Consider the following 24,740-nt stretch of genomic DNA (forward strand, 5'->3'; position numbering starts at 1 on the left):
GAAGGATGGGAAAAGCCCGCTTATTTGGGGTCAGGCAAAGGTCTCGGCCGCCGCGAAGGCCAGGCCCTTGTCATCCTTGCCAGACACCAGCGGCGGGTTCTTGAGGGGCCAGTCGATCGCCAGCGTCGGGTCGTTCCAGGCAATGCAGCGCTCGTGCTCGGGCGCATAATAGTCGGTGGTCTTGTAGAGGAATTCCGCCGATTCCGACAATACCAGGAAGCCGTGGGCGAAGCCTTCCGGCACCCACAGCTGTACCTTGTTCTCCGCGCTCAGGATCTCGCCCACCCAATGTCCGAAAGTAGGAGATGAACGGCGCAGGTCGACGGCGACGTCGAACACGCTGCCGGCGGTGACGCGTACCAGCTTGCCCTGCGTCTGCTGCACCTGGTAATGCAGGCCACGCAACACGTTGTGGGCCGACTTCGAGTGGTTGTCCTGCACGAACCCGACCTTGCGGCCAAGCGCCTCCTCGAAGCGGGCCTGATGGAAGCTTTCGAAGAAGAAACCGCGGTCGTCGCCGAACACGCGGGGTTCGATGCGCAGGACATCGGGAATGGCAAGGCGGGTAATGTGCATCAGAAAACCGTTTCTCGTAATACGCGCATCAGGTACTGGCCGTAGCCGTTTTTCTTCAGCGGTGCGGCGAGGGCCTCGAGCTGCCCGGCGTCGATCCAGCCCTTGCGGTAGGCGATCTCCTCGGGGCATGCCACCTTCAGGCCCTGGCGCCGCTCGATGGTGGCGATGAACTGGCTGGCATCGAGCAAGGACTCGTGGGTGCCGGTGTCGAGCCAGGCGTAGCCGCGTCCCATGATCTCGACATCCAGCTTGCCCATGTCCATGTACAGGCGGTTCAGGTCCGTGATCTCGAGCTCGCCGCGCGCCGACGGCTTGAGGGTGCGCGCCAGCGCCGACACGTTCTCGTCGTAGAAATACAGGCCGGTGACGGCATAGTTCGAGCGCGGCACCGCCGGCTTTTCTTCCAGGCTGACCGCCTTGCCGGCCTCATTGAATTCGACCACGCCGTAGCGCTGCGGATCCTGCACATGGTAGGCGAACACGCTGGCGCATTCGGTGCGCGCATTGGCGCGCTCGAGCAGCGTGTTGAAATCATGGCCATAGAACAGGTTATCGCCCAGCACCAGGGCGGAAGGTGCATTGCCGAGGAAATCTTCGCCAATCAAGAATGCCTGGGCCAGGCCGTCCGGCGATTCCTGCACCGCATACGTCAGGTTCAGACCCCAGCGGCTGCCGTCGCCGAGGAGTTGCTGGAAGCGCGGCGTGTCCTGGGGCGTGGAAATAATCAGGATGTCGCGGATTCCGCCCAGCATCAGCGTGCTGAGCGGGTAATAAATCATGGGCTTGTCAAATACCGGCAACAGCTGCTTGGAAATCGCGAGCGTGGCAGGATGCAGGCGGGTTCCGCTGCCGCCTGCGAGGATGATGCCTTTGCGCTTCATGGAATCACTCATGGATGTCCCTACAGATTACCCTGGGCGGCCAGCTCGGCGACCAGGCGATTGACGTGGTAACGCCAGTCCGGCAACTGCATGCCGAAACTTGCGCAGAATTTACTGCTATCGAGACGAGAATTGGCGGGGCGGGCAGCGGCGACGGGGAAGCTGGCGGCGGGAACCGGCAGCACCTGCTCCGGCCCGGCCTTCAGGACCGCGCCATGCGCCCTCGCCTGCGCCAGCACATGGCAGGCATAGCCATGCCAGCTGGTGTCGCCGGATGCGGCCAGATGGTAGGTACCGGACAGGTCCGCGCCGCCCGGCAGCGCCAGGCGGTACAAGGCCAGTGCCGTGGCGTCGGCCAGCAGCTCGGCCCCGGTGGGCGCGCCGAACTGGTCGGCGACGACGGTCAGCTGCTCGCGCTCCCGGGCCAGGCGCAGCATGGTCTTGGCGAAGTTGCCGCCGCGCGGCGCGAACACCCAGCTAGTGCGCAGGATCAAGTGGCGTGCACCACTGGCGCGTATGCGTTGCTCGCCTTCGCACTTGGTCCGGCCGTACACCGACAGCGGCGCGGTCGGATCGCTCTCGACCCAGGCGCCGGCCTTGCTTCCGTCGAACACATAGTCAGTGGAATAGTGCACCAGCCAGGCGCCGATGGCGGCCGCTTCCTCCGCCAGTACGCTAGGGGCGAGCGCGTTGACGCTGCGCGCCAGCGCTTCATCCGTTTCGGCCTTGTCGACCGCGGTGTAGGCGGCGGCATTGACGATCGCGTCCGGCGCAAGCCGGCGTACCAGCGCGCGCAGCGACTCGGGATCGGCGAAGTCGGCGCCATCGCGGCCGAAGGCATGCAGCTCGCCGAGCGGCGCCAGCGAGCGCTGCAGCTCCCAGCCGAGCTGTCCGTCCTTGCCGAGCAACAGGATCTTCATGGTCTCAGGGCGCTGGCGCGTACTGGCGCTCGACCCAGTCGCGGTAATGGCCGCTCGTCACGTTGCCGACCCATTCCTGGTTCGCCAGATACCATTCCACGGTCTTGCGGATCCCGGTCTCGAAGGTCTCGGCCGGGCGCCAGCCCAGTTCGCGTTCCAGCTTGCCGGCGTCGATCGCGTAGCGGCGGTCGTGGCCCGGACGGTCTTTCACGAAGGTCATCTGGCTGGCGTAAGACTGGCCGTCGGTGCGCGGGCGCAGTTCGTCGAGGATGGCGCAGAGCGTGCGCACCACATCGATATTGGCTTTTTCGTTGCAGCCGCCCACGTTGTAGGTCTCGCCCAGGCGTCCCTCGGACAGCACGCGGCGGATCGCGCTGCAATGGTCGGTGACGTAGAGCCAGTCGCGGATCTGCTGGCCGTCGCCATAGATCGGCAGCGGCTTGGCGGCCAGCGCGTTGTGGATCACCAGGGGAATCAGCTTTTCGGGGAAATGGTAGGGACCGTAGTTGTTGGAGCAATTGGTCGTCAGCACCGGCAGGCCATAGGTATGGTGGTAGGCGCGCACCAAGTGGTCCGATGCGGCCTTGCTGGCGGAATAGGGACTGTTCGGCTCGTAGCGGTTCTGCTCGTTGAAGGCGGGTGCCTCGCTCGACAGCGAACCATAGACCTCGTCGGTCGAGACGTGCAGGAAGCGGAACGCCGCCTTCGCCTCGGCGTCGAGGCCATTCCAGTAGGCGCGGACCGCTTCCAGCAGGTTAAAGGTGCCGACGATATTCGTCTGGATAAAGGCGCCCGGGCCTTCGATCGAACGGTCGACATGGCTTTCGGCGGCAAAATTCAGCACCGCCCTGACCTTGTGCTCGGCCAGCAGGCGCGCCACCAGGTCGCCGTCGCCGATGTCGCCACGCACGAAATGATGGCGTGCGTCGCCGGCGAGGCTGGCCAGGTTTTCCAGATTGCCGGCATAGGTCAGCTTGTCGAGGTTCACTACCGGCTCGTCATGGTGCGCGAGCCAGTCGATAACGAAGTTCGAGCCGATGAAGCCCGCCCCGCCGGTCACGAGGATAGTCATTCCTGTTAGTCCTAGTCTGTTCTGTTGTCGAAGATGTGCGCATTGCGCACGGAGAGCGCTTGCCTCAGCTCAAGAATTGTAAATGAAGAACAGTTTTGCTGTCTGTTTGGCAAAACCAATCGTGTGCGGCATACCACGGCGCGTTCATGCCGTTTTGCTACGACAGTTAACAAGCAGTCATCATTCTGGGCTGTCGTTAGCGCCGTGTCAATATGAGGCTGGGTTGTTTACAGGCCGCGCTGGATGAAGGAGGAATTGGGCTGCTCGAGAGCGATGTCCGACAGGGGCGCGGACAAAGACGCGGCCAGACGCGCCGAGCGCTTGTGGCGGCGGCGCGCCCACCAGGCCGAGACCACGAAGGAGTACACCGACAGGTAGAGCAGGAAGCTGGCCAGCACGCCCTGCAGCAGGGCTTCCGGCACACTGGCGAAGCGCACCGCCGTCATGGCCGGCACCAGCGCCACCAGCCAGGACACCGGGGAGACGCAGGCATTGCGCAGCGGCGCCGGCAGCGCGCGCAGGTAGCGCGCCACGAGGGCGGTCTTGACCAGGCTGTGCAGGTGCCAGCTGTCCGGGTGGCCCGGATGGCGGCGGCACCACAGGCGGCGCAGGATGGTGAACACGGTTTCGAAAATCGGATAGCCGCAAGCCAGCAGCGGCGCCCAGGGCGAGACCTGCGGATTGCGGTAGACCAGCATCACCGACAGCCAGGCCAGCAGGAAGCCGAGCAGGTAGGCGCCGCCGTCACCGAGGAACAGTTTACCAAAGGGGAAGTTGACCACGAAGAAGCCGGCCGTGACGGCGCAGACCACGAAGCACAGCTGTGCCAGGGTAGCGTCACCGGCTTCCTGGGCGATCATGCCGAGCGCCGCCATGCCGATCAACACGGTGCCGCTGGCCAGGCCATTGAACCCATCGATGATGTTGACGGCATTGGCCACGCCGCCCACCGCGAAGGCGGTAAACAGCACCGAGGCCGGCAGCCAGGCAAGCAGGACGTCGAGCGGCTCGACGCCGACGTGGACCAGGGTGACGCCGGTCAGGCCCCAGCAGCACACGCCGCTGGCCATGGTGGCGAGCAGGCGCGCGCGCACCGAGACATTGCGGGTCAGGTCTTCGGCCAGGCCGAACACAAAGGCGGGCATGCTTGATACCAGCACCGGCAGCAGCAGTTCCTGCTGCTGCTGGGGCAGCACGCCCAGCGAGAGCCAGAGGCCGAGCATGATGGCGGCGCCGCCGATGCGCGGGGTCGGAGTGAGATGGAATTTCTGCACGCCGTGCGTCGCGTCGAGCGAATAACGCCCGTGCCAGCGCGTCGTCAGCACGAGCAGCAGCGAACAGGCGAGCGACACGGCAAAACCAAGCTCGAGGCCGGCGAATGGCAAATTAATAATACTCATAGAACCACTTTGTTAACTCGTCAATTCTATCGCATTTCTATTTAACCAACGCCCAATCGTGTTACAGACTGTTTCCTGGGCTGGAAGCGCAAGTTGTTGATTGTTCAAGCACAATTCGGCGATTCTAGGGACCTTGATATGTCGCAATCAACCGCCCTGAAACTTCTCCTAATATTCTGGACAATTCGATACACTTTATTGGCGGCAATATTCCGTAAGCGCCGAGCTCAAGGGAGAGAGCATGGGTTTTACCCGCAGCATCATCCTCGCCGCCCTCCTCCCCCTTCTGTTTCTTCAACCGGTCCTGGCCCAGCCGTCGGGCGAACTGGCCGAACTGCGCGCGCGCCAGCTCGAGGCCGAGGCGCGCCAGGCCCTGGCCGAGGCCGAGCGGGCCGAGCTGCTGGCGCGCCTGCCTCCGAGCCAGTCCAAACCCCTGGCCGGCACGGTCGACACCCGCGGTTTCGGCGCCGCCGGGCTGGTGCGCGCGGTCGACCTGGCGCGCGAGCTGGCGGCCCTGCTGTGCACCCGCCTGCCTCCTGGCCGCCCGGTCGCCCTCTACGATCCGGCCGCCGTCCAGGGCATGGTGGCGGCGCGCAGCGTCGACAGCGCCTTGAGCCGCCTGTCGAACGACATGGCCGAGCGCAACAAGGCCCTGCAGCGCTACCTCGACACCCACCGCCCGCCCGGCTCGGCCGCGCTGCCACCCGCCCTGCTGGCCGCCCTGACGGTAGTGCCGGCCACCGTGCGCGCCGGCGCCGACCTCGCCGCCCTGCTGCGCAGCGACGTGACGGCAAGCGGCATCGGCTACGGCGAGAGCGCGCGCAGCCTGTTCGCCAGCGCCCTGGCCCAAGCGTGTCCGGAGCGCGTCACGGGACTGGGCGCCGGCTACTTGGGCGAACTCGACTGGGACCGCTACGACAAACTGCAGGGACGGGTGAACGCCCTCGCCGTCCACCGCGCCGGCTACGCCCAGCGCATCGCCGAACTGCAGGCCTTGGCCGATGCGGCCAAGGGAGACGAAAAGAAGGAGTTCGCGCAAGTGGCCCAGGCCGCACTGGCCCAGCTGAAGGTGGTCGATGCCTTCATCGACTCGCTCAAGGCCGGCGAAGCGAGCGAGCGCAGCCCGCTGTTCACGACGGCGCGCTATCTCGGCTATGGCGAGCGCACCGCCGGCAGCGTCGTGCTGGACATCGACCTGCGGCTGGAAGGCCTGAGCCTTGTGAAGGAAAACCTGTTCAGCGGCCAGCATCTGCGGCTGTCGGGCGTCGCCTTCCTGTGGTACCGGCTGCACGAGCCGGACGGGCGGCTCCTGCGCGCCGAGGTGCTGCGCCGGATCAGCCGGCCGGTCGAGGTCGACCTGCGCGGCAGCGGCGCACCAAGCGGGTTCTGGTCGGAGCCTTGATCTTCAAGGCTCCAGCCGTTTGATGGTCTGGTCGATGGCCCCGAAGATCGACTTGCCCTTCTCGTCCAGCATCTCGATGCGGATGCTGTCGCCGAAGCGCATGAAGGGCGTGCTCGCCTGTCCGTCGGCGATCATTTCCAGGCAGCGCTGCTCGGCGATGCAGGAGTAGCCTTTACTTGTATCCTTGTTCGACACCGTGCCCGAGCCGATGATGCTGCCGGCCCGTACCCGGCGGCTCTTGGCCAGGTGGGCGATCAGCTGCGGGAAGTTGAACACCATGTCGACGCCGGCATTCGGCTGGCCTACCAGGTGGCCGTTCCAGCTCGAGCGCAGCGGCAGGTGGACCTTGCCGTCGCGCCAGGCTTCGCCCAGCTCGTCCGGCGTGACGGCCACCGGCGCGAAGCTGGTGGCCGGCTTCGACTGCAGGAAGCCGAAGCCCTTGGCCAGTTCGTCGGGAATCAGATTGCGCAGCGAGACGTCGTTGGCCAGCATGAGCAGGCGGATCTGGCCGTAGGCTTCGTCCGGCGTCGCACCCATGCCGACGTCCCCGGTGACCACCGCCACCTCGGCCTCGAAGTCGATGCCCCACTCTTCATGGGCCAGCACGATGTCGTCCATCGGCCCCGAAAGATCGTCGCTGCCGCCCTGGTACATCAGCGGATCTTCCCAGAACGAGGCCGGCATCTCGGCCTTGCGCGCCTTGCGCACCAGTTCGACGTGGTTGACGTAGGCCGAACCGTCGGCCCACTGGTAGGCGCGCGGCAGCGGCGCCATGCACCTGGCGGGCTCGAAGTCGAAGGGACGGCGCGCGCGGCCCTCATTCAGCAGCAGGTAGAGGTCGGCCAGCTGGGGCGCGATGAAGCCCCAGTCGTCGAGCGCGGCCTGCAGGGTGGGCGCGATGCCGTCGGCGACGTGGGCGGTCTTCAGGTCGCGCGCGACGACCAGCAATTGGCCGTCGCGCGTGCCGTCGTTGAGGGTGGCGAGTTTCATGAGGCGGACTCCTGTTGGGAACCCGCCATTCTAACGTTACCGAGCTTAGTATTGCACCACGACCCCGGCGCCGATGGTGCGCTGGAAGTAGTTGTAGTCGATCAGGCTCTGGCCATAGCCGGAGAACCAGTGCACGTAACCCTTGAGCGGACCGGCCAGCGGGAAGGCCCAGCCGAGCTGGGTCGCGCCCTTGTTGGTCGACAGGTTACGCCGGAGCATGGCCGAGAACTCGTGGCCGTCGACGCGGTAGGTACCGGCCAGCTCGGCGCGGCCCATGTAGTCGACGATGTCGGGATTGTTGTCATCCTCGAGCGACTCATTGATGCGCTTCCACACCCGCGCCGTCATCGACAGGCGGCCGCGCTCCAGGCCCACCTGGGCATACACCCGGTTCCAGCTGCGCGACAGGGTCGAGGACTGGCCGTTCGACTGGTGGTTCAGGCCCAGGTTCAGGTATTTCAGGTTGGCGCCGAAGACGCTGAAGTTCAGCGGCGTCACGACCATCACCTCCGGCTGGTAATTGGTCTCGCGGAAGGGACTGGAAGCCTCGCGGTTGCCGGCCTGCCAGAAGCTGTTCTGGGTATAGCCGAACCAGACGTCCACCGGCAGCTCGAAAGCGGTCTCGACCATCTTCATCTTGAAGCCGAGCTGGTACTGCAGTTCGGCGTGCGAGAGCTTGCCGGTGAAGTCGGCCGCGCGGAAGGGTTCGTAGGGCGCCTCGTTGGGGCGGTAGGTCCGGGCCGCGATCAGGTAGTTCGGGTTGTGCGGACGGAAGGCGAAGACGCCGCGGCGGTGCTTCTCGTCCAGTTCCCAGTGGCCAGCCATGGTGTATTCCGAAGCGGCCTCGACCACCGGATCGACCGAGGCGGCCGGGTCCGGCTGCGGCTTGGCCGGGAAGGCGGTCGGCGCCTGGCCGGGCGTCATGCTGGCCACGGGCGCCGGCGCCGTTTCGGCAGGCACGGCGGGCGCGGCCGGCGTGGCGCCATGGGCGGCGGCCAGGCGGTCGAAGCAGCTCAGGCGCGCATTGGTGTCGGCGAGCCTGCTGCAATCGCCCAGCTGCTGCTGCACGCTTGGAGAGGACTGTTGGGCGGTGGCTGGGAGGGCGAACAGGAGAGGCAGTAGCGCTGCGGGAATCTTCTTCAAGTGCATGGGATCTTTTCGAAAACGGCTGTGCGGCCGCGATGGCATGGACAAGAGCGTCCATGACATAGCGGATTGTCAACAGCAGTGTCGCGGAAAAGAGCGGATCATGGCGCACTGTTTGCTTTTGCTAGGCGCTGTCAGCGTTGGATGTGGAAAATGCCGATTGCTGCTCGCAGCAGCTGCTCAGGCTCGGTAATACGCTCTTCATCGAGCGCCCAGCGCCAGCCAAGGTAGTTTGGCAAGTAGCGTGAGGCCACGCCATGGAAGCGCGACAGCCAGCTGCGTAGGCGCTGGTGATAAGAATTGACGTTCTGCACATGAACGGCGCCGCGCATGCGCTCACCTGCTCGCAGATTCACAAACGCATGCGCAATGCCGGCCTCGCGCGCGAAAGTGCGGTACGCAACATGCCCATCGGTCACCAACAGGACGTCGGGGTCGAGCACGGGCAGCAGGTGCCGGTGCAGCTGCCTGGCCGTGACGGCAGCCCGTCCGGTCACGCAGGAGCAGGTCTGACCGCTGCGGTCACGGGCCACCAGGATGCAGTCGTGCTCGTGGCTGATTCCCCGGCTGTGTGCGCTGCCACCGCGCTTGCGGGCCGGTCGGTCCAGGCAGCGCGAACCCTTTTGCGATTCGAGGAGGAACATCTCGTCCGCCTCGGCAATGCCGACCAGACGCTCTGGTTGATCGCGCCGCACCCCGTCAAGAAAACGGTGGCGCCAGCGAAAACTGGTGTTGCGGTGCACACCGATGCGCTTGGCCGCCGCGCGCACGCTGCGCGAGTCGAGCATGTCCCTGAAGTAGTCGAGCCATTTGGATCGGTGGCGCAACCTGGCGAGGGGCGTGCCGGTCAAGGCGCTGAAGGTGCGGCCACAAGCACGGCAGCGGTAACGCTGCAGGCCTCGAACGATGCCGTGACGATAATGCCGGGTGCCGCTACAGCCGGGACAACAGAGGGGAGCAGGCCGGACCCCATCGATGGCTTCGCACACCTGATCCAGGCCAAGCGCAGGGCGCAGGAATTCGATCAGCAGCGATCGTTGCTGGCGGCTGAGCAAGCCTGCCTGCTGCAGCAAACGACGAAAGCCGGCGGCATTCATTGTCCCTCCTGGTCATCGGCCCAGGTTGGACATCCATTCAGCTCAGCAGTTCAGTTTCTACACGTAGCGGTGACAGCGCCTTTTGCTAACGGTTCAGGCGCTTGAGCAGCTGCATGCGCAACCCGCGGGCGCTCTCCGCGTCCAGCGGCGCCAGCACCCCGCGCGCAGCCGGCGGGATATGGGCCGCCTCGCTGCCGTCGCTGTCGAACACGTAGTGGCGCAGCAGCTCCTGCCAGGCGCGCCGCTGGGCCGGCGGCAGCTCGCGCAGGGTGAGCAGGGCCAGCATCAGGGTGGCGGCCGGCGAATCCATGTGCGGGGGCGACTGGCGCCACCAGTAGTTGACCAGCACATTGAAGGGCTCGAGGGCCTCGATGTGGTGCCACCACATGGAGGGAATGAAGATCGCGTCGCCCGGCCCCAGCTCGGCCGCGCGGGCGCTGGCCATCGCCTGGGCGAATCGGGGAAAGCGCTGCAGGTCGGGCTTGGCGAAGTCGACCAGGCTGATCGCCTGCCCGGCCGGCGTGAAATCGAGCGGCCCGATGTACAGGTTCGACACCTGCTCCGGCGGGAACAGCGTGAAGCGGCGGCGCCCTGCGGCCACCACCGCGATGTTGTCCGGCACGTCGTAATGGGCGGCGATGCGCGAGCGGTTGCCGATCCAGATGCTCACCAGCGGCTGGCGCGCACCCAGGTCGAGGTCGTTCTCGGTGCGAAAGCCCGGCAGGTAGTGGTCGATCATGGTCGAGCCCACGTAGACCGAGGGCGGATGGGTGTCGTCCCGGTGGTCCTCCAGCTCTTCCAGCACCTTGTCGAGCGGCGCCTTGATGGCGGCATAATTGAAGCCGCTCAGGTCCGCGTTGTAGAAGTAGCGCCCCGCCATCTCGGGCGCGCCGAGGAAGGCCAGCACCTGTTCGCCGCGGTAGAAACGGCGCAGGTAGGCGCCCGCTTCGCCCTGCGAGGCGCGGCTTCTCGCCACCATCGGCCAGCTTGACGCCAGGCCGCGCAGCACCACCGGTTCGGTGGAGCTCAGCAGCGCGTCGCCCAGCACGCCTGGTGCGCGGCCGTCGAGCTCGCGGATCGGCGCGGGTTCAGGCAACATGGGGTTGTCCGCGGCGCTCGCGGCGCGCGATCAGGTCGCGGAAGTTCGCCAGCGAGGCCAGCACCATGTAGATCGCTTCCAGGTGGCCGGCGCGGTTCAGGCCTTCCAGCGCGGCGCCCGGCAGGGCCTGCAGGCGCTCTTCGTGAATCGTGTGGAAGCCAGAGAGGCGATGCTGCGCACCATTGTTCAGCTCGATGTCCAGCGCAAACGATTCCAGCAGTTCATGTTCGACCAGCGCCTGTATGAAGGCCGGCATGGCCTGCAAGCCTTGGTGCAGAGTGATCAGCACCGAGTGCATGCGCTCCAGGTAGGGGCTGGTGCCGCCATACGGCAGGAACAGTTCCTCCCCGGCGGTGCGGCTCAGGCGCGGGTGTTCAGGGTCGATGTGGATGTGCAGCTCGTCGCCGTGGCGTCCGATCATGAAGGGCCGGCGCTCGATGTTCAGCGGGACATAGTGGGCGTCCCAGCCTTGCGGGCCCAGGAACAGGTTTTCTCCCGCTTCGAAGCCGAACAGCGCCAGCGCCTCGTAGCCGGCGGCGTCGGAGGTAGCGCGGAACACGATCGGGTAATGGGCCTGGACCTGGCGGAACTCCTGCGGGAAGGTCAGGCTGAACATCACGCCGTCACCATAGGCGGCGCTGCGCTCCGCAATCACGCGCAGGTCCTTGTGTTCCAGGTTGTTCAGCAACACGGATTGGCTCATGCTCTCCCCTGCTCTTCAATGTAAAAAGGCAGGCCGCGCGAACACGGCCTGCCGGAAAAGGGCGGCGCCTAGGCGAGCGCCGCCCTGCCCACGAACTAGAACTTGTAGCGCGCGCCGACCATGTAGCGGCGCCCGCCGGTGGAGACCTGCAGCACCTGGCTCTCGGAGCGGCCGTGCACGCGCTGGGTGGCGTCGTTCACGTTGATCGCCTCGAGCGACAGGCTGAGGTTCCGGTTGACGTTATAGCCGATCGAGATGTCCAGCTGGCCGTAAGGCTCGACATAGCTGGGATTCGGCTTGCTGTTGTCATTGGTCGAGGACAGGAAGCGGTCGCGCCAGTTGTAGGCGGCCCGCACCGACCAGTTCGCGTTTTCGTAGATGCCGACCACGTTGGCGGAGTCCGACAGCCCGACCAGCGCGAACTGGTTGCCCACCCCCAGGTTGTCGAAGGTCAGGTCCGACTTCACATAGGTGTAGTTGGCCTGGAAGCCGAAGCCGTTGGCGAACATGTGCTGCCAGTTGACTTCGGCGCCCTTCAGGGTATCGCCCTGGGAGTTGACCAGGGTCGAGACCTGGTAAGGCAGCCCCGGATCGCCCGTGATCCCCGTGATCGTGCCCTGCGCGACGCCCGACGAATTGTCGCCGGTGTAGGTCACGCCCGGCTGGCCGCCGAAGTTACGCAGGATGTAGTTGCGGATGCAGATGCGGTTGGATACCGAGCAGCCCGACGCCACCGCCGCATTCCAGTACTTGCCGCCCACCGGGGTGGTCGCGCTCGGCGAGGCCTCGGTAATCACGGTGGAACCCGTGTAATCGGTCAGCTTCTTGTGGAACAGGCCGAGCGACAGCATGCTCTGCTTGTTGTAGTACCACTCGGCCGACAGGTCCAGGTTCTTGGACTTGACCGGTTCCAGCGCCGGGTTGCCGCGGCTGACTGTCACGCCGGTGACGCTGGCGGTGGTGCCGTAGGTACTGCCGCCAGCAATCTGGTCGTAACGCGCACGGCCGATCGACACGCCGTAGCTGGCGCGCAGCTTCAGGTCGGAACGCAGGTCCATGTCCCAGTCCACGCTCGGCAGGAAATTGTTGTATTTGCCTTCCAGGGTCTCGAACTGCTGCGACCCGAAGTCGACCGGCAGCTCGTTCTCCGAGATCCAGCGGATGCCGGTCGGCACCTTGGTCAGGCCGGTCGAGGCGACCCGGGTCTGCTCGTAGCGGAAACCGATACCGGTGTGCATCGGCAGCGTGGTATCCCAGTCGGTGTTGAACTGGAAGTAGATCGACTTGGTCTTCTCGATCGTGGTGCGGTCGTAGGCAGGGTTGGCCAGGCTCGGGGTATAGCCGGCGCGGTCGCCCGTGATGGCGATGGCGGCGTTGCGCACCGCCTCGAAGTCGAACGGGTGGATCTGGGTGAACAGGTTCGGGTTGTCGGCGCCGCCCAGCTTGCTGAAGTAGTTGCGCAGGTTATCCGCGTGCCACATGTTCTGGTTGTAGGCGTTCGAGGTGACCGGCACCGTGCCGCCCCAGGTATCGCGCTGCACCTGCTGGAAAATCGACTCGTTCTTGTTCCTGGTGAAGGCCGCGCCGAAGTTCAGGCCGGAGCGCTCGAACAGCTTGAGCTTGCCGCCAAGCTGGGCCTGGTCGAGCGTCATCTTGTTGCGGCCGTCCTGGAACCACGAACCGGCTACCTGGTGCGGCCTGCCGACGAAGTCGGCGCCCTGGATCGACAGCACCGGCATCTCGCTGGTGAAGTCGGCGCGCGTGGTGCCGCGGCTGAAGCTGGCGGTCGCCAGGTCATTGTTGAAGCCGTAGGGGCTGTCCGACTTCGCTTCCGCAATCGAATGGTGAGCGTCGAAGCTCAGGGTCAGGTCGGGGCTGGCGCGCCACTGGGTGTTGAAGCCGAGCGAGTTCAGGGTCGACTTGCGGGCCGCGTCGCCGCCGTTCATCGAGATGTCCTGCGGGCTGGTGTAGCGTTCCTCGTAGTACAGCGGCGAGGACAGCGGGCCGCCGCTGAACTGGGCGCCCTGGATATCCATGTTATGGCCGAACCAGGCCGACAGCTCGCTGTAGCGGTGCTGGAGCTTGTTCTCGGCAAAGGTGTAGTCCAGGGTGGCGGTCAGTTCCTTGACGGGGCGGAACTGGAAGGTCAGCTGGCCGTTGGTGCGCTGGCGCTGGTAGCCGTTCATCTTGTACGACATGTTCTGCGGCGACAGGTACAGGTCGTTACCGCTCGGCGGATTCTTGATGTTGACGAAGTTCGGGTTGTTCGGCTGCGGGATCGCGCCGTCCGCGGTGTCGCCGATCCTGAAAGGGCCCATCCAGCCGTTGATGACGGCGGCCGTGTTGATGCCCATGTTGCGTTCCTGGTAGCTCGCGCTGGCGGACAGGCCGAACATGCCGTCGTTCCAGGTATTGCTGTACAGGCCGGAGACTTCCGGAGTGGCCGAGCGCCTGGCCTTGTTCTGGTCGGGCAGGTTGTTGTTCGACTCGTCGTACACGACCTTGGCGCCGAAGCTGGCCTGTTTGCCGAGGTCGAGCGGACGGCCGGTCATGACGTTCAGGGCGGCGCCGATGCCGCCAGGGGTGACGTCGGCGCGCACGCTCTTGTACACCTGGATCTGCGACACGGCTTCGGCGGCCAGGTTGCTGAAGTCGAAGGCGCGGCCGGACTGGTCGCCCAGGTTCGCGGTCGGCATCTGGCGGCCATTGAGCAGCACCAGGTTCAGGTCCGGGCCGACGCCGCGCACGGTGACGAGGGCGCCCTCGCCGCGGTTGCGGTCGATCGACACGCCGCTGATGCGCTGCAGGGCTTCGGCCAGGTTGGTATCCGGGAACTTGCCGATGTCGTCGGCGGCGATGCCGTCCACGAAGCCGTCCGAGTTGCGCTTCAGGTTCAGCGTCGATTGCAGGCTGGCCCGGATGCCCGTCACCACGACGGTGCTGGGGGCGGTGCCGGTAACGCCGGCGGGATCGGCCGCGGTGCTCGCGGCCGGGCTGTTGGTCGTCTCCTGATTCGCTTGCTGTGCATGGGCCTGGGTGACCAGGGTGGCGCAGGCGCTGGCCACCGCAAGGGCAATCAGCCTGTGCCTGGTGGCCAGGTGAAGCGAATCTGCTTTCCTTTTATCGTGCAACACTGTGTCTCCTCTCTTCTACAAATGTGGCGCCGCGCCCGGATGGGAACGTGCCGCTGGTGGCGTTGCTGAAAAACACCTAAAAAACAAATTTGTAGTGGGGTCGAGTCCGTTGTGCCGTGTGCAGGGATCGCACCGCAGGCTTAATAAGATTGCCTGTCGGACTTCATATATTTACCAAAGCGTAATATCAGGAATAGAATTAGTCAATTCGTCGAACAAACGAAATGGGATACAGCATCTATGACGCAGCGCAGCAAATCCATGCTGAAAAGGGTTCGGAAGCGCGCCTGGGAAGCGCGGAACCCGGTTCGAGCATACGGCGTCCCAAGCATTATGAAATCGATTTCACAAACAAATCAAGGACTTCGCGTTTTTCCCGAAAGCGCATTCTTCCTTCAGGGAGAGGGTTATACTTGCCGTTTTGATCCCGCCCTGCCGCAGCAAACGGGTTTTCCGGACCGCGCGCAGCTGTTGCATAATCATCACATTCAACCCTATCGACCCCATGCCAGTCACCGGTGACCACCAACTGCTGAAGCAACTCAACCGGATGGCCCTGGTCCGGCAGGTCGGCAACCAGCCTGGCCTGTCGCGTGCCTCGCTGGCCGAGGTATTGGGGCTGACCAAGTCGACGGTCAGCATGCTGGTGCGTGACCTGATGGACGAAGGCTGGCTGATCGAACGCGAGCTGATGGCGACCGGCGAAGTGGGCCGGCGCGCCACGCCCCTGCACCTCGATCCGGACCGGCTGGCGCTGCTCGGCGCAGAAATCGGCGTGGACGAGGCGCGCGTGGTGGCCACCAACCTCCTCGGCGAGGTGCTCGAGACCCGCGTGGTGTCCTACGACGACAGCGCCGATCCGGCCTCGTGCGTCAAACTGGTGGCCGCCGCCCTGGTACGGCTCGCCAAGCGCCTCGCGCGCACGGCGGGCACGCCTGGTGCGCGCCAGGTACTGGGCATCGGGCTCGGCCTGCACGGCGGGGTGGACGAAAAGCTGGGCGTGCTGCGCTATGCGCCGCACATGGGCTGGCGCAACGTGGACGTGGACGGCCAGGTGCGCACGCACTTCGCGGGCACCCTGCTGGAAGGCCTGCCGCTGTACATGCAGAACGAGGCGAACGTCGCGGCGCTTGCCGAATTCGAATTCACCGGCCAGACCGGCCTGGATCCGCTGGTCTACCTGTCGATCGGCTATGGCGTGGGCGCCGGCGTGATCGTGGGCGACAACCTGCTCACCGGCCTGGGCGGCTTCGCGGGCGAAGTCGGGCACGCGATCCTGCAGGCCAACGGACCGCTGTGTTCCTGCGGGCGCTCCGGCTGCGCGGATGCGCTGATCGGGCTCGCTTCGCTGCTGGGTACGGAAAAGCCGAGCCCGGCTGCCCTCGAGCGCCTGTTCGACAAGGTGGCGCAGGGCCAGGCGCAGACCTGCGCGGCAGTGGCCGCGGCCGGCGAACAGCTGGGAATCCTGCTGAACAACCTGTGGGCCGCCTTCGACCCGATGGCGATCGTCATCGGCGGCCCGGCTCTGCGACTGGGCAACACCCTGATCGAACCGGCGCGCCGGGTGCTGGGCGGCTATGCGGATGCGGCGATGCTGGCGGCGCCGGAGATCCGCACCTCACGCTTCGGCGCCGATGCGGTCGCGGTGGGCGCCGCCGCGCTGGCGCGCCACCGGCTCACGCGGCCGCTCGACCTGCAGAGCATGGCGCGGCGGGTCGACAAGGCCGGACGTCCGGCGCGGGCGTCGGGCCTGGATTCCGTAGGGTGGGCGGCTTGTAATCAGGGCCACCGGCCCTGATTACCCCACGCGGTGATATGCGAAGGCTCCGATTTCGTGCCGGATAATTTCGCCGCTAACTATCACCGCGTGGGCGGGAGACCGTGATCTGGTCCACTGGACCGTAATCTAGTCCACTGGACTAGATGACCCCCTACGGCACCAGCAGCGCCAGCTGTTCCGGCTCCAGGTAGCACCACTCCCCTTCCTTCAGTCCGAGCGACTCCAGCGTCAGGCCGCCGATCTGCGAGCGGTGCAGCGCGCTGCAGTGGTTGCCGGCAGCCGCCAGCATGCGCTTGACCTGATGGTACTTGCCCTGCTCCAGCACGATCTCGAGCAGGTGCTCGCCGCGCTGCACGCAGGAGACCGCCTTCAGGGGCGCCGGCTCGTCGTGCAGCTGCACGCCGGACAGCATCTGGTCGACCAGGGCCTGGGTCACGGGTTCCGCCGTGGTGGCCTGGTAAACCTTGGGCACGTGGCGCTTGGGCGAGGACTGGGCGTGAATGAAGGGGCCGTCGTCCGACATCAGCAGCAGGCCGGTGGTGTCGTGGTCGAGGCGGCCGACCGGCTGCACTTCGCGCCAGCCGAACTGCTCGGGCAGCAGGGTCAGCACGCCCGGATGGTGGCTCGGCTTGCGCGAGCATTCATAGTTGGCCGGCTTGTACAGCGCGATATACAGGTGTTCGCGGTAGCGCCATTCTTCGTCGAACACGGTCAGCACCAGATCATCGGTCTCGATGCTGGCCTTGTAATTGTCTTCTACGGTGCCGTTGACCAGCACGTCGCCGTCCTCGATCAGGGCGCGGCAGTATTTGCGGGTGCCGAATCCCTGCGATTGCAGGATGCGGTCGAGGGAAAGTTTGCTCATGGGGCGCCACTGTAACAGAAGCGGCCGGGAAGCGGCAGGCCCGGCGATGCCCCTTCCAAAGTGGCAGCGCTTACCCATGGCGGATGGGGCCCGCCCCCTCCCCGGGGGTAATGTTTTCCGACAGCCTTCAGATGCGTCCGTTCATTTGACGCGCGTCAAGCCTAGGAAGTTTCCTATTGATAGACTTCAACGCGTTAGGAATCTGCCTAATGACCCGAGACTTCATCCAGGTTAGCTTCACATAACCCAATAGGAATAAAAACCGTGCACACCAACGCGCAACCGATCGATGGCCCACTCCCGTTCGCAGTCGACCCTGAGGAACGGCGCCGGATGGCCAGATTCCACGCCGCCCTGTTTCCGACCCGCCTCGCCCTGGCGCGCTGGCAACACGGCGGGCACATCCCGCACCTGCACCATGGCGCCCCCGCTTTGCGCGCTGCCTGGTACGCCGCGGCCCGGCGCGACTTCCAGGCCTGGCTCGACCGCGGCGGCTTCAGCCAGCACGAGGACGCGCCCACCCTGTGCCCGCCGCCCCTCATCGACTACCAGCCGGCGCAGGACGGCGACACCCGGCACCTGGGCACCTGCTCCTGAGCCGCGACCCCAGCGGTGGAAATGAAAACGACGGCCGGAGCCGTCGTTTCCACTTCCTGAGAAGGAACACTACTGTGAGGAATTGAATTCTCTCGAAGCTGCACCCGCGGTGCAGGGGGCGCTCCTCTCGATCCGGGTGATCACGATCGGTGTGTGTCGTGGCCGGCCCGCCGTCAAGTCGCTAAACCCAATATAGAACATGTTCCGCAGGATGCAAGCAAAATGTCATCGAACCTGCGGCACCGCCCCCTTGAAGGCCGCACTCACGGCGCCGTGGCCGACCGACGCGCCGAATTTCTTCAGGACGCGTTCCGGCAAGCCTTCGTGGGCCGTGTAGTCGACGATGTCCTCGGCCTTGACGATGTCGCGCGCGACCGTGTCGACCGTGCCGAAGCCGTCGGCCAGGCCCATCTCCACCGCTTTGGCGCCGGTCCAGTACAGGCCGGAGAAGGTTTCCGGGGTTTCCTTCAGGCGCTTGCCGCGGCCGGCGCGCACCACCGAGATGAATTGCTGGTGGATTTCGTTGAGCATCGCCTGGGCGTGTGCCTTGTGCTTGTCCGACTGCGGGCTGAAGGGGTCGAGGAAACCCTTGTTCTCGCCGGCGGTGAGCAGGCGCCTCTCGACGCCCAGCTTTTCCATGGTGCCGGTGAAACCGAAGCTGTCCATCAGCACCCCGACCGAGCCGACGATCGAGGCCTTGTTCACGTAGATGCGGTCGGCCGCCGAGGCAATGTAATAGCCGCCCGAGGCGCAGATCTCGTCCACCACCACGTACAGCGGCTTGTCCGGGTAGCCGCGCTTGAGGCGCTGGATCTCGTCGACGATGATGCCGGCCTGTACCGGGCTGCCGCCGGGGCTGTCGATGCGCAGCACCACCGCGGCCGAGCCGGCGTCGGAAAACGCCTTGTTCAGCGAGGGAATCACGGTATCGGCCGCGCCGCTGCCTTCGGATTCGATCTCGCCGTTGATCTCGATGAGGGCGGTGTGGCGGCCGAGGTTTTCGTCGCCACCGAAACCGAAGGTCGAATCGTAATAGGTCAGCAGGGCCAGGACGGCCACCAGCAGGAAGCTCAGCTTGAAGAAGATGCCCCAGCGGCGCGCCGCGCGGCGTTCGCGCACGGTGGCGAAGACCAGTTTCTCGAGCGTTTCGCGCTCCCAGTTGCTGGCGGTGGGATTGGCGGCGAGCCGTTTTTCGGCCGGGTATTCGCCTGGTTGATCGTGACTCGCTTGCTCGCTCATTCGCTCAGCATTCAATAATGTTCGGTATTCATTCCTGCGCCGGGGGGCGCACCATGTCGTCGGGCTGCCACCAGATGCCGCCGTCGCGTTCGCTCACGGCAATCGGCCGCAACCGCCCGCCGCGGCAGGGGCCGCCGGCGCACTTGCCGGTATCCGGCTCGTACACCGCGCCATGGGTGGCGCACATCAGGTACAGGCCGCTCGACTCGAAGAAATCGCCCTGCTTCCAGTCGAGTTCGATGGGCACATGTGCACAACGGTTCAGATAGGCAAATGGTTTACCGTCATACCGTACCACAAAGCCCGTCGCTGGGTGCCCAAAGGCAATGACCGGGAAGCGCATGCCCTTGCCGCCGTCGAGCAAGGCGTCCGCTTCGCACACGAACAGGCCTTCATGTTCGGCCATCCTTACGCGTTCTCCAGCAACCAGGCGTGCAGCTCGGGGATGGAGCGGGCCGAGAAGATCGGATTGCAGGCCTGCAGCTGGTGCACCGGATGGGCGCCGAACTCGACCGCGATACCGGAGGCGCCGGCATTGTTCGCCATCATCAGGTCATGGGTGGTATCGCCGATCATCACGGTGCGGCGCAAGTCCTGGCCCAGTTCGCGCGTGAGTTCCTGCAGCATGGCCGGGTGCGGCTTGGAAAAGGTTTCGTCGGCGCAGCGGGTGGCGTCGAACATGGACAGCAGGCCGGCCGCGTTCATGGCCCGGTTCAGGCCCACGCGGCTTTTCCCCGTGGCCACCGCCAGGAAGTACCCCTGGGCCGCAAGTTCGCTCAACATTTCGCGAACTCCCTTGAACAACACCAGTTCATGGTCCTTCGTGAGGAAGTGGAAACGGTAGCGCTCGACCATCTTCGGGTACAGCACCGGGTCGATGTCCGGCAGCACGGTCTGCATCGCCTCCGACAGGCTGAGGCCGATCACGTGCGAGGCCGAGGCGTCGCTCGGCACCGGCAGCCCGAGGTCGCGCGCCGCCGACTGGATGCAGCGGACGATCGCGGCCGTGCTGTCCATCAGCGTGCCGTCCCAGTCGAAGACGATCAGGTCAAATTGCTTTCTTGGCATTTGTTGTTGTGTTTTGTAGGGTGGGCGGCTTGTCCGCCCACGCGGTCAACTGTCATTTGCAATGCCACAGAGCACATGTAAGTTGACTGCGTGGGCGGAGATCCGCCCACCCTACGTTTATGTTAAAGGTTGCCCCAAGCTTACCAAGAATCGGTCGCACTCGGCCGGCAGCGGCGCGTGCAAGGTCATCGACTGGCCGGTATCGGGATGGGTGAAGGTGATCTGCCAGGCGTGCAGGAACATGCGCTTGAGGGCGCCGCGCTCGTCGTTTGCCTTCTGAAGCTGCTTGTTCAATGCAAAATCGCCGTATTTCTCGTCGCCGAGGATGGGAAAGCCGCTCGAAGCGAGGTGCACGCGGATCTGGTGCGTGCGTCCGGTCTTCAGCTCGGCCTCCAGCAGGGCGAAGTCTTTCCACTTGCGCTTCAGGTTGAACACCGTGTGCGCTTCCTGGCCGCCGGCCTGCACCACCACGCGCCGCTCGCCGTCCGGGGTCGTGAACTTATGTAAAGGCAGCTTGACATGCTGGCGCTTGTTGGTCCAGTCACCGTAGACCGCGGTGAGGTAGCGCTTGTCGGTCACGCCGTCGCGCATCTGGTCGTGCAGGTTGGTCAGGGCCGAGCGCTTCTTGGCGATAAGCAGCAGACCCGAGGTCTCGCGGTCGAGGCGGTGCACCAGTTCCAGGAACTTGGCCTGGGGCCGCGCCGCACGCAACTGCTCGATCACACCATACGACACGCCCGAGCCGCCATGCACGGCCACCCCGGCCGGCTTGTCGATCACGAGCAGGTGCGCATCCTCGAACACGACGGCGAACTCGGCGCCGGGCGCGGCCTGGCTGCTGGCTTTTTCGGCAATCCGGATCGGCGGGATTCGCACCAGGTCGCCCTCGGCGAGGCGGTACAACTGGTCGATGCGGCCCTTGTTGACCCGCACTTCCCCCGAACGGAGGATGCGGTAGATGTGGCTCTTGGGGACGCCTTTGCAGACACGCAACAGGTAGTTATCGATCCGCTGACCGGCTTCTTCTTCGGTAATTGTGACGAACTGCGCCTGGATTGTTGGCTGTGATGAAGGGGGAACAACATCGTTCTGTACCACTGTTCGCATTGTCTTCCCAGAAATTCTCTCTAAGTCCTTCATTTTGAATATATAATCGACAGGCGGCGGTCAAACCTCTGCTGGTGTAAGAATTAAAACGATATTTTACACAGGGGCGCGCTCCACCGGCCCCGCTAATCAGCAAATTCGGTGGAAAAAAACGTGTACGCACATTCAGGCGGCGATCAGGGTTGCACCTGCAGTTGCAATCGGGTTGCGTGGCTGGATGCAGGATGGACTGTTTGGATTTGTATGGATAAGTACCGGCAAGCCGCCCTGTTCGCGGCTTGCCGGGTGATGGTGTCGATAACGCTTGTCGTTTTCGCCCGACCCGATGTAAGCCTCACCTGAAGGCTCCAGTTTACGGAAGGCTGATTGATCGCCTCGGTATCGAAGTCTTGGTTGTTCGCTGGCTACGGTTTGGCTCGTTGTTGCACACTGCCCCGCTGTGTCCGCTGTGCCCACCCCAACGTGGTGGCAGGCGGGCCGGTTGCTGGTCGCGGCGTGCGTAGACAATGACGTTCGACATCATTTGCGCCCTGTGTGGCAGCGATGCCCTGCATCGTCCTGCCCCGTCCCGGGTATTCCCCCCTCCAGCATTCCCTTCTCCGCGTACATCCCTGTACTTTCGCCGCGTCTAACCACGCGGCATGACACGGCCTTCGGGTCGCGGAGTTAATAAAAATGAAACGTATGTTGTTTAACGCTACGCAGCAAGAGGAGCTGCGCGTAGCGATTGTCGACGGTCAAAAGCTGATCGACATCGATATCGAGACCGCCGGTCGCGAGCAACGCAAGTCCAATATCTACAAGGGTGTCATCACCCGCATCGAACCCTCCCTCGAAGCCTGCTTCGTCAGCTACGGCGAAGACCGCCACGGTTTCCTCCCCTTCAAAGAAGTTGCCCGTTCCTATTTCCGCGATGGCGTCGACGTGCGTAACTGCACGATCAAGGAAGCCCTCAAGGAAGGCCAGGAAATCATGGTCCAGGTCGAGAAGGAAGAGCGCGGTAACAAGGGCGCCGCCCTCACCTCCTTCATTTCGCTGGCCGGCCGCTACCTGGTCCTGATGCCGAACAACCCGCGCGGCGGCGGCGTGTCGCGCCGCGTCGAGGGTGAAGAGCGCCAGGAACTGCGCGAAACCATGGACAAGCTCGACCTGCCGCAAGGCATGTCGGTGATCGCCCGCACCGCCGGCATCGGCCGCAACGTCGACGAACTGCAGTGGGACCTGAACTACCTGATGCAACTGTGGCGCGCGATCGAAGGCGCCGGCAAGTCGGCGTCGGGCCCCTTCCTGATCTACCAGGAATCCTCGCTGGTGATCCGCGCGATCCGCGACTACTTCCAGCCGGACATCGGCGAAGTCCTGATCGACACCGACGAGATCTTCGAACAGGCGCAGCAGTTCATGTCGCACGTGATGCCGGACATGGCGCACCGCGTCAAGCGCTACAGCGACGACGTGCCGCTGTTCTCGCGTTTCCAGATCGAACACCAGATCGAGACCGCCTACGCGCGCACCGTACCGCTGCCGTCGGGCGGCGCGATCGTCATCGACCACACCGAAGCCCTGGTCTCCATCGACGTCAACTCGGCGCGCGCCACGCGCGGCTCGGACATCGAGACCACCGCCTTCAACACCAATTGCGAAGCGGCCGACGAAGTCGCCCGCCAGCTGCGCCTGCGCGACCTGGGCGGCCTGATCGTGATCGACTTCATCGACATGGAAGTGGCCAAGAACCAGCGCGAAGTGGAACAGCGCCTGAAGGACGCCCTGCACCATGACCGTGCACGCGTGCAGATGGGCAAGATCTCGCGCTTCGGCCTGATGGAACTGTCGCGCCAGCGCCTGCGCCCGTCGCTGTCGGAAGGCTCCCACGTGACCTGCCCGCGCTGCTCGGGCACCGGCCACATCCGCGATACCGAATCCTCGGCCCTGCAAGTCCTGCGCATCATCCAGGAAGAGGCCATGAAGGAAAACTCGGCCGCGATCCACGTGCAGGTGCCGGTCGACGTCGCCGCTTTCCTGCTGAACGAAAAGCGCGGCGAAGTGCTCAAGATCGAGAACCGCCACCGCATCACCGTGATCCTGATCCCGAACAAGCATCTGGACACCCCGCACTACAAGCTCGAGCGCATCAAGCACGACGACCCGCGCCTGGAAGACGTGGCCGCCAGCTACACCATGGCGGAATCGGCCGAGACCGACATGAGCTTCTCCAAGCGCCAGAAGGAAGAAGCCAAGCCGCGCCAGGAAGCCGTGGTCAAGACCATCACCCCGGCCCAGCCGGCGCCGATGGTGGACCGCAGCGAAGCCGCAAAACCGGCCAAGGCCGCCGCGCCCGTCCCGGCCCCGGCCGCTGCAGCGCCGGCCCCGAGCGAACTGGGCTTCTTCGCCCGCGTCAAGGCCTTCTTCATGGGCGCACCGGTGGCCCCGGCCCCGGCGCCTGCTCCGGTCGTGGCTGAGAAGCCAGCAGCACCGGCAGCCGGCGAGCGCAGCGAACGCAATGGCCGCAACGGCCAGCGCACCCGCAACGGCCGCGGCGCCAAGGGCGGCCGCGAGCGCGACGAGACTGCGAAGCTCGAGGAAACCGTCAAGCCGGCGGAAGCCGAAGGCAAGCCGGCGCGTCAGCCGCGCGAGAAGCGTGAGCCGCGCGAACCACGTGCACCGCGCGAGCCGCGCGAGCAGCTCGAGGGCGCAGCACCGGTACGCGCCGAGCGTGAGCCGGGCGAACGCAAGGAACGCGCACCGCGCCGCGAGCGTGGCGAGCGCGCCGCCCAGCCGGTGGAAGCCAAGGCCGAAGAACTGAAGCTGCAGGCCGTCCCGGCCCCGAGCGAGGAAAGCGAACTGTCGACCACCACGCCGCACGGCGACGTGCTGGACCACGCGGTGAAAGTCGCCGCCACCGGTCCGGATGGCGAGGAACTGGAAACCGAAGGCGGCGACGAGCCGCGCCGCCGCCGCCGCCGCGGTGGCCGCAACCGCAACCGCCGCGACCGTGACCAGGTCGAAGGCATCGAGTCGGCTGAAGGTGTCGACGGCGCACCGGTGTTCACCCCGGTGGCCGACGAAGAGGCCGCCAAGGTCGCTGCCGCAGCCAAGTCGCCGAAGAAAGCTGCCGCCCAGGCCGAGCCGGGTCCGTGGCCCTTCCCGACCGCCGCGTCGGTGGCTGCCAAGGCCAAGGCCGAAGCCGATGCCGCCGCCAGGGCTGCGGCCAAGGCCGCTGCCGCGGCTGCACCAGCGCCAGTCGCACCAGCACCTGCCCCGGCGCCGAGCGTAGCGGCCGATCCGGGTCCGTGGCTGTTCCCGACCGCAGCGTCGATGGCTGCGGCCAAGGCGCCGGCAGTGGAAGCGGCACCGGCGCCGGCGCCTGTCGCCGAAGCACCGGCTGCACCGGCTGCACCGGTTGCACCGGTTGCCCCGGTTGCCCCTGCACCGGTCGCTGCCGCTCCGACGCCAGTGGCTGCCCAGGCTCCGGTGGACCTGAACGAAGTCCTGTCCGCCGCCGGCCTGCAGCTCGCTGCGACCGATCCGGAAAAGCTGCGCGCCGCACAGGAAGCCGCCACCCAGGCCACTACTGCACCGCGCATGGGCCGCGCCCGCAAGAAGGTCGAGGCGCCGGTGGATGAGCCGCTGATCCAGGTGGATACGCGTCAGTAATCTGCTAGTG

Annotated in this window: 20 protein-coding genes; 4 read left to right on the plus strand and 16 right to left on the minus strand. The window is 65.4% G+C overall.

Annotated elements, in window-relative coordinates; all coding sequences use genetic code 11:
* Positions 1 to 30: 30 nt before the first annotated feature.
* The 5 genes from rfbC to LK539_RS02875 all read right to left on the minus strand — a co-directional run bounded on the left by rfbC (position 31) and on the right by LK539_RS02875 (position 4,849).
* A complete protein-coding gene (gene rfbC / locus LK539_RS02855) occupies positions 31 to 576 on the minus strand; it encodes a dTDP-4-dehydrorhamnose 3,5-epimerase (protein WP_227799395.1) in 546 nt (181 codons plus the stop codon).
* Positions 576 to 1,457, minus strand: a complete 882-nt coding sequence (rfbA, locus tag LK539_RS02860; protein ID WP_227799396.1) for a glucose-1-phosphate thymidylyltransferase RfbA — start codon at positions 1,455 to 1,457, stop codon at positions 576 to 578. Before rfbA ends, rfbC begins: the two co-directional genes overlap by 1 nt.
* A 20-nt stretch (positions 1,458 to 1,477) precedes the next feature.
* Positions 1,478 to 2,377 (minus strand): dTDP-4-dehydrorhamnose reductase, encoded by a 900-nt coding sequence (rfbD, locus tag LK539_RS02865; protein WP_227799397.1) that lies wholly within the window; start codon positions 2,375 to 2,377, stop codon positions 1,478 to 1,480.
* A gap of 4 nt (positions 2,378 to 2,381) precedes the next feature.
* Positions 2,382 to 3,449 (minus strand): dTDP-glucose 4,6-dehydratase, encoded by a 1,068-nt coding sequence (gene rfbB / locus LK539_RS02870; RefSeq protein ID WP_227799398.1) that lies wholly within the window; start codon positions 3,447 to 3,449, stop codon positions 2,382 to 2,384.
* A 227-nt stretch (positions 3,450 to 3,676) separates the two neighbouring features.
* Entirely contained in the window at positions 3,677 to 4,849 is a 1,173-nt protein-coding gene (locus tag LK539_RS02875; RefSeq protein WP_227799399.1) for a glycosyltransferase, read from the minus strand.
* 241 nt (positions 4,850 to 5,090) lie between these two features.
* Between LK539_RS02875 and LK539_RS02880 the strand changes: the two genes are divergently transcribed.
* Positions 5,091 to 6,251 carry a hypothetical protein gene (locus tag LK539_RS02880; protein WP_227799400.1) on the plus strand — a complete coding sequence of 387 codons (1,161 nt, stop codon included), beginning with the start codon at positions 5,091 to 5,093 and terminating at the stop codon, positions 6,249 to 6,251.
* A 3-nt stretch (positions 6,252 to 6,254) separates the two neighbouring features.
* On the opposite strand, the gene LK539_RS02885 is transcribed toward LK539_RS02880, so the two are convergent.
* The 6 genes from LK539_RS02885 to LK539_RS02910 form a co-directional block, all read right to left on the minus strand.
* On the minus strand, positions 6,255 to 7,241 hold the full coding sequence (locus LK539_RS02885; RefSeq protein ID WP_227799401.1) for a fumarylacetoacetate hydrolase family protein: 987 nt from the start codon (positions 7,239 to 7,241) through the stop codon (positions 6,255 to 6,257).
* A gap of 45 nt (positions 7,242 to 7,286) precedes the next feature.
* Complete coding sequence (locus LK539_RS02890) at positions 7,287 to 8,390, minus strand: phospholipase A (RefSeq protein WP_227799402.1); 1,104 nt, start codon at positions 8,388 to 8,390, stop codon at positions 7,287 to 7,289.
* Between the two features lie 131 nt (positions 8,391 to 8,521).
* Positions 8,522 to 9,484 (minus strand): IS1595 family transposase, encoded by a 963-nt coding sequence (locus LK539_RS02895; RefSeq protein ID WP_307729078.1) that lies wholly within the window; start codon positions 9,482 to 9,484, stop codon positions 8,522 to 8,524.
* 85 nt (positions 9,485 to 9,569) lie between these two features.
* Positions 9,570 to 10,583 (minus strand): cupin-like domain-containing protein, encoded by a 1,014-nt coding sequence (locus tag LK539_RS02900; RefSeq protein ID WP_227799403.1) that lies wholly within the window; start codon positions 10,581 to 10,583, stop codon positions 9,570 to 9,572.
* Positions 10,573 to 11,286 carry a SapC family protein gene (locus LK539_RS02905; protein ID WP_227799404.1) on the minus strand — a complete coding sequence of 238 codons (714 nt, stop codon included), beginning with the start codon at positions 11,284 to 11,286 and terminating at the stop codon, positions 10,573 to 10,575. Before LK539_RS02905 ends, LK539_RS02900 begins: the two co-directional genes overlap by 11 nt.
* 95 nt (positions 11,287 to 11,381) lie before the next feature.
* Positions 11,382 to 14,420: a TonB-dependent receptor gene (locus LK539_RS02910; RefSeq protein ID WP_227799405.1), complete on the minus strand. Its 3,039-nt coding sequence runs from the start codon at positions 14,418 to 14,420 to the stop codon at positions 11,382 to 11,384.
* A 505-nt stretch (positions 14,421 to 14,925) separates the two neighbouring features.
* On the opposite strand from LK539_RS02910, the gene LK539_RS02915 reads away from it, so the two are divergent.
* A complete protein-coding gene (locus tag LK539_RS02915; RefSeq protein ID WP_227799406.1) occupies positions 14,926 to 16,218 on the plus strand; it encodes an ROK family transcriptional regulator in 1,293 nt (430 codons plus the stop codon).
* Positions 16,219 to 16,351: 133 nt separating this feature from the next.
* Here the strand turns inward: LK539_RS02915 and LK539_RS02920 are convergent, their stop codons facing one another.
* Positions 16,352 to 17,065, minus strand: a complete 714-nt coding sequence (locus tag LK539_RS02920) for a pseudouridine synthase (RefSeq protein ID WP_227799407.1) — start codon at positions 17,063 to 17,065, stop codon at positions 16,352 to 16,354.
* 333 nt (positions 17,066 to 17,398) lie between these two features.
* Here LK539_RS02920 and LK539_RS02925 point away from each other — a divergent pair, with 333 nt between their 5' ends.
* Complete coding sequence (locus LK539_RS02925; protein ID WP_227799408.1) at positions 17,399 to 17,662, plus strand: hypothetical protein; 264 nt, start codon at positions 17,399 to 17,401, stop codon at positions 17,660 to 17,662.
* A 225-nt stretch (positions 17,663 to 17,887) separates the two neighbouring features.
* Here the strand turns inward: LK539_RS02925 and LK539_RS02930 are convergent, their stop codons facing one another.
* The 4 genes from LK539_RS02930 to LK539_RS02945 form a co-directional block, all read right to left on the minus strand.
* Complete coding sequence (locus LK539_RS02930; RefSeq protein WP_227799409.1) at positions 17,888 to 18,901, minus strand: S49 family peptidase; 1,014 nt, start codon at positions 18,899 to 18,901, stop codon at positions 17,888 to 17,890.
* 28 nt (positions 18,902 to 18,929) lie between these two features.
* Positions 18,930 to 19,307, minus strand: coding sequence for a Rieske 2Fe-2S domain-containing protein (locus tag LK539_RS02935; RefSeq protein WP_227799410.1), 378 nt, complete (start codon positions 19,305 to 19,307; stop codon positions 18,930 to 18,932).
* 2 nt (positions 19,308 to 19,309) lie between these two features.
* On the minus strand, positions 19,310 to 19,969 hold the full coding sequence (locus tag LK539_RS02940) for an HAD-IIIA family hydrolase (RefSeq protein ID WP_227799411.1): 660 nt from the start codon (positions 19,967 to 19,969) through the stop codon (positions 19,310 to 19,312).
* 117 nt (positions 19,970 to 20,086) lie between these two features.
* On the minus strand, positions 20,087 to 21,076 hold the full coding sequence (locus tag LK539_RS02945; RefSeq protein ID WP_227799412.1) for an RluA family pseudouridine synthase: 990 nt from the start codon (positions 21,074 to 21,076) through the stop codon (positions 20,087 to 20,089).
* 675 nt (positions 21,077 to 21,751) lie between these two features.
* Here LK539_RS02945 and LK539_RS02950 point away from each other — a divergent pair.
* A complete protein-coding gene (locus tag LK539_RS02950) occupies positions 21,752 to 24,730 on the plus strand; it encodes an Rne/Rng family ribonuclease (protein ID WP_227799413.1) in 2,979 nt (992 codons plus the stop codon).
* Positions 24,731 to 24,740: the final 10 nt, after the last annotated feature.

This window comes from Massilia sp. IC2-476 (assembly GCF_020707295.1).
In the GTDB taxonomy this organism is placed as follows: Bacteria; Pseudomonadota; Gammaproteobacteria; order Burkholderiales; family Burkholderiaceae_D; genus Telluria.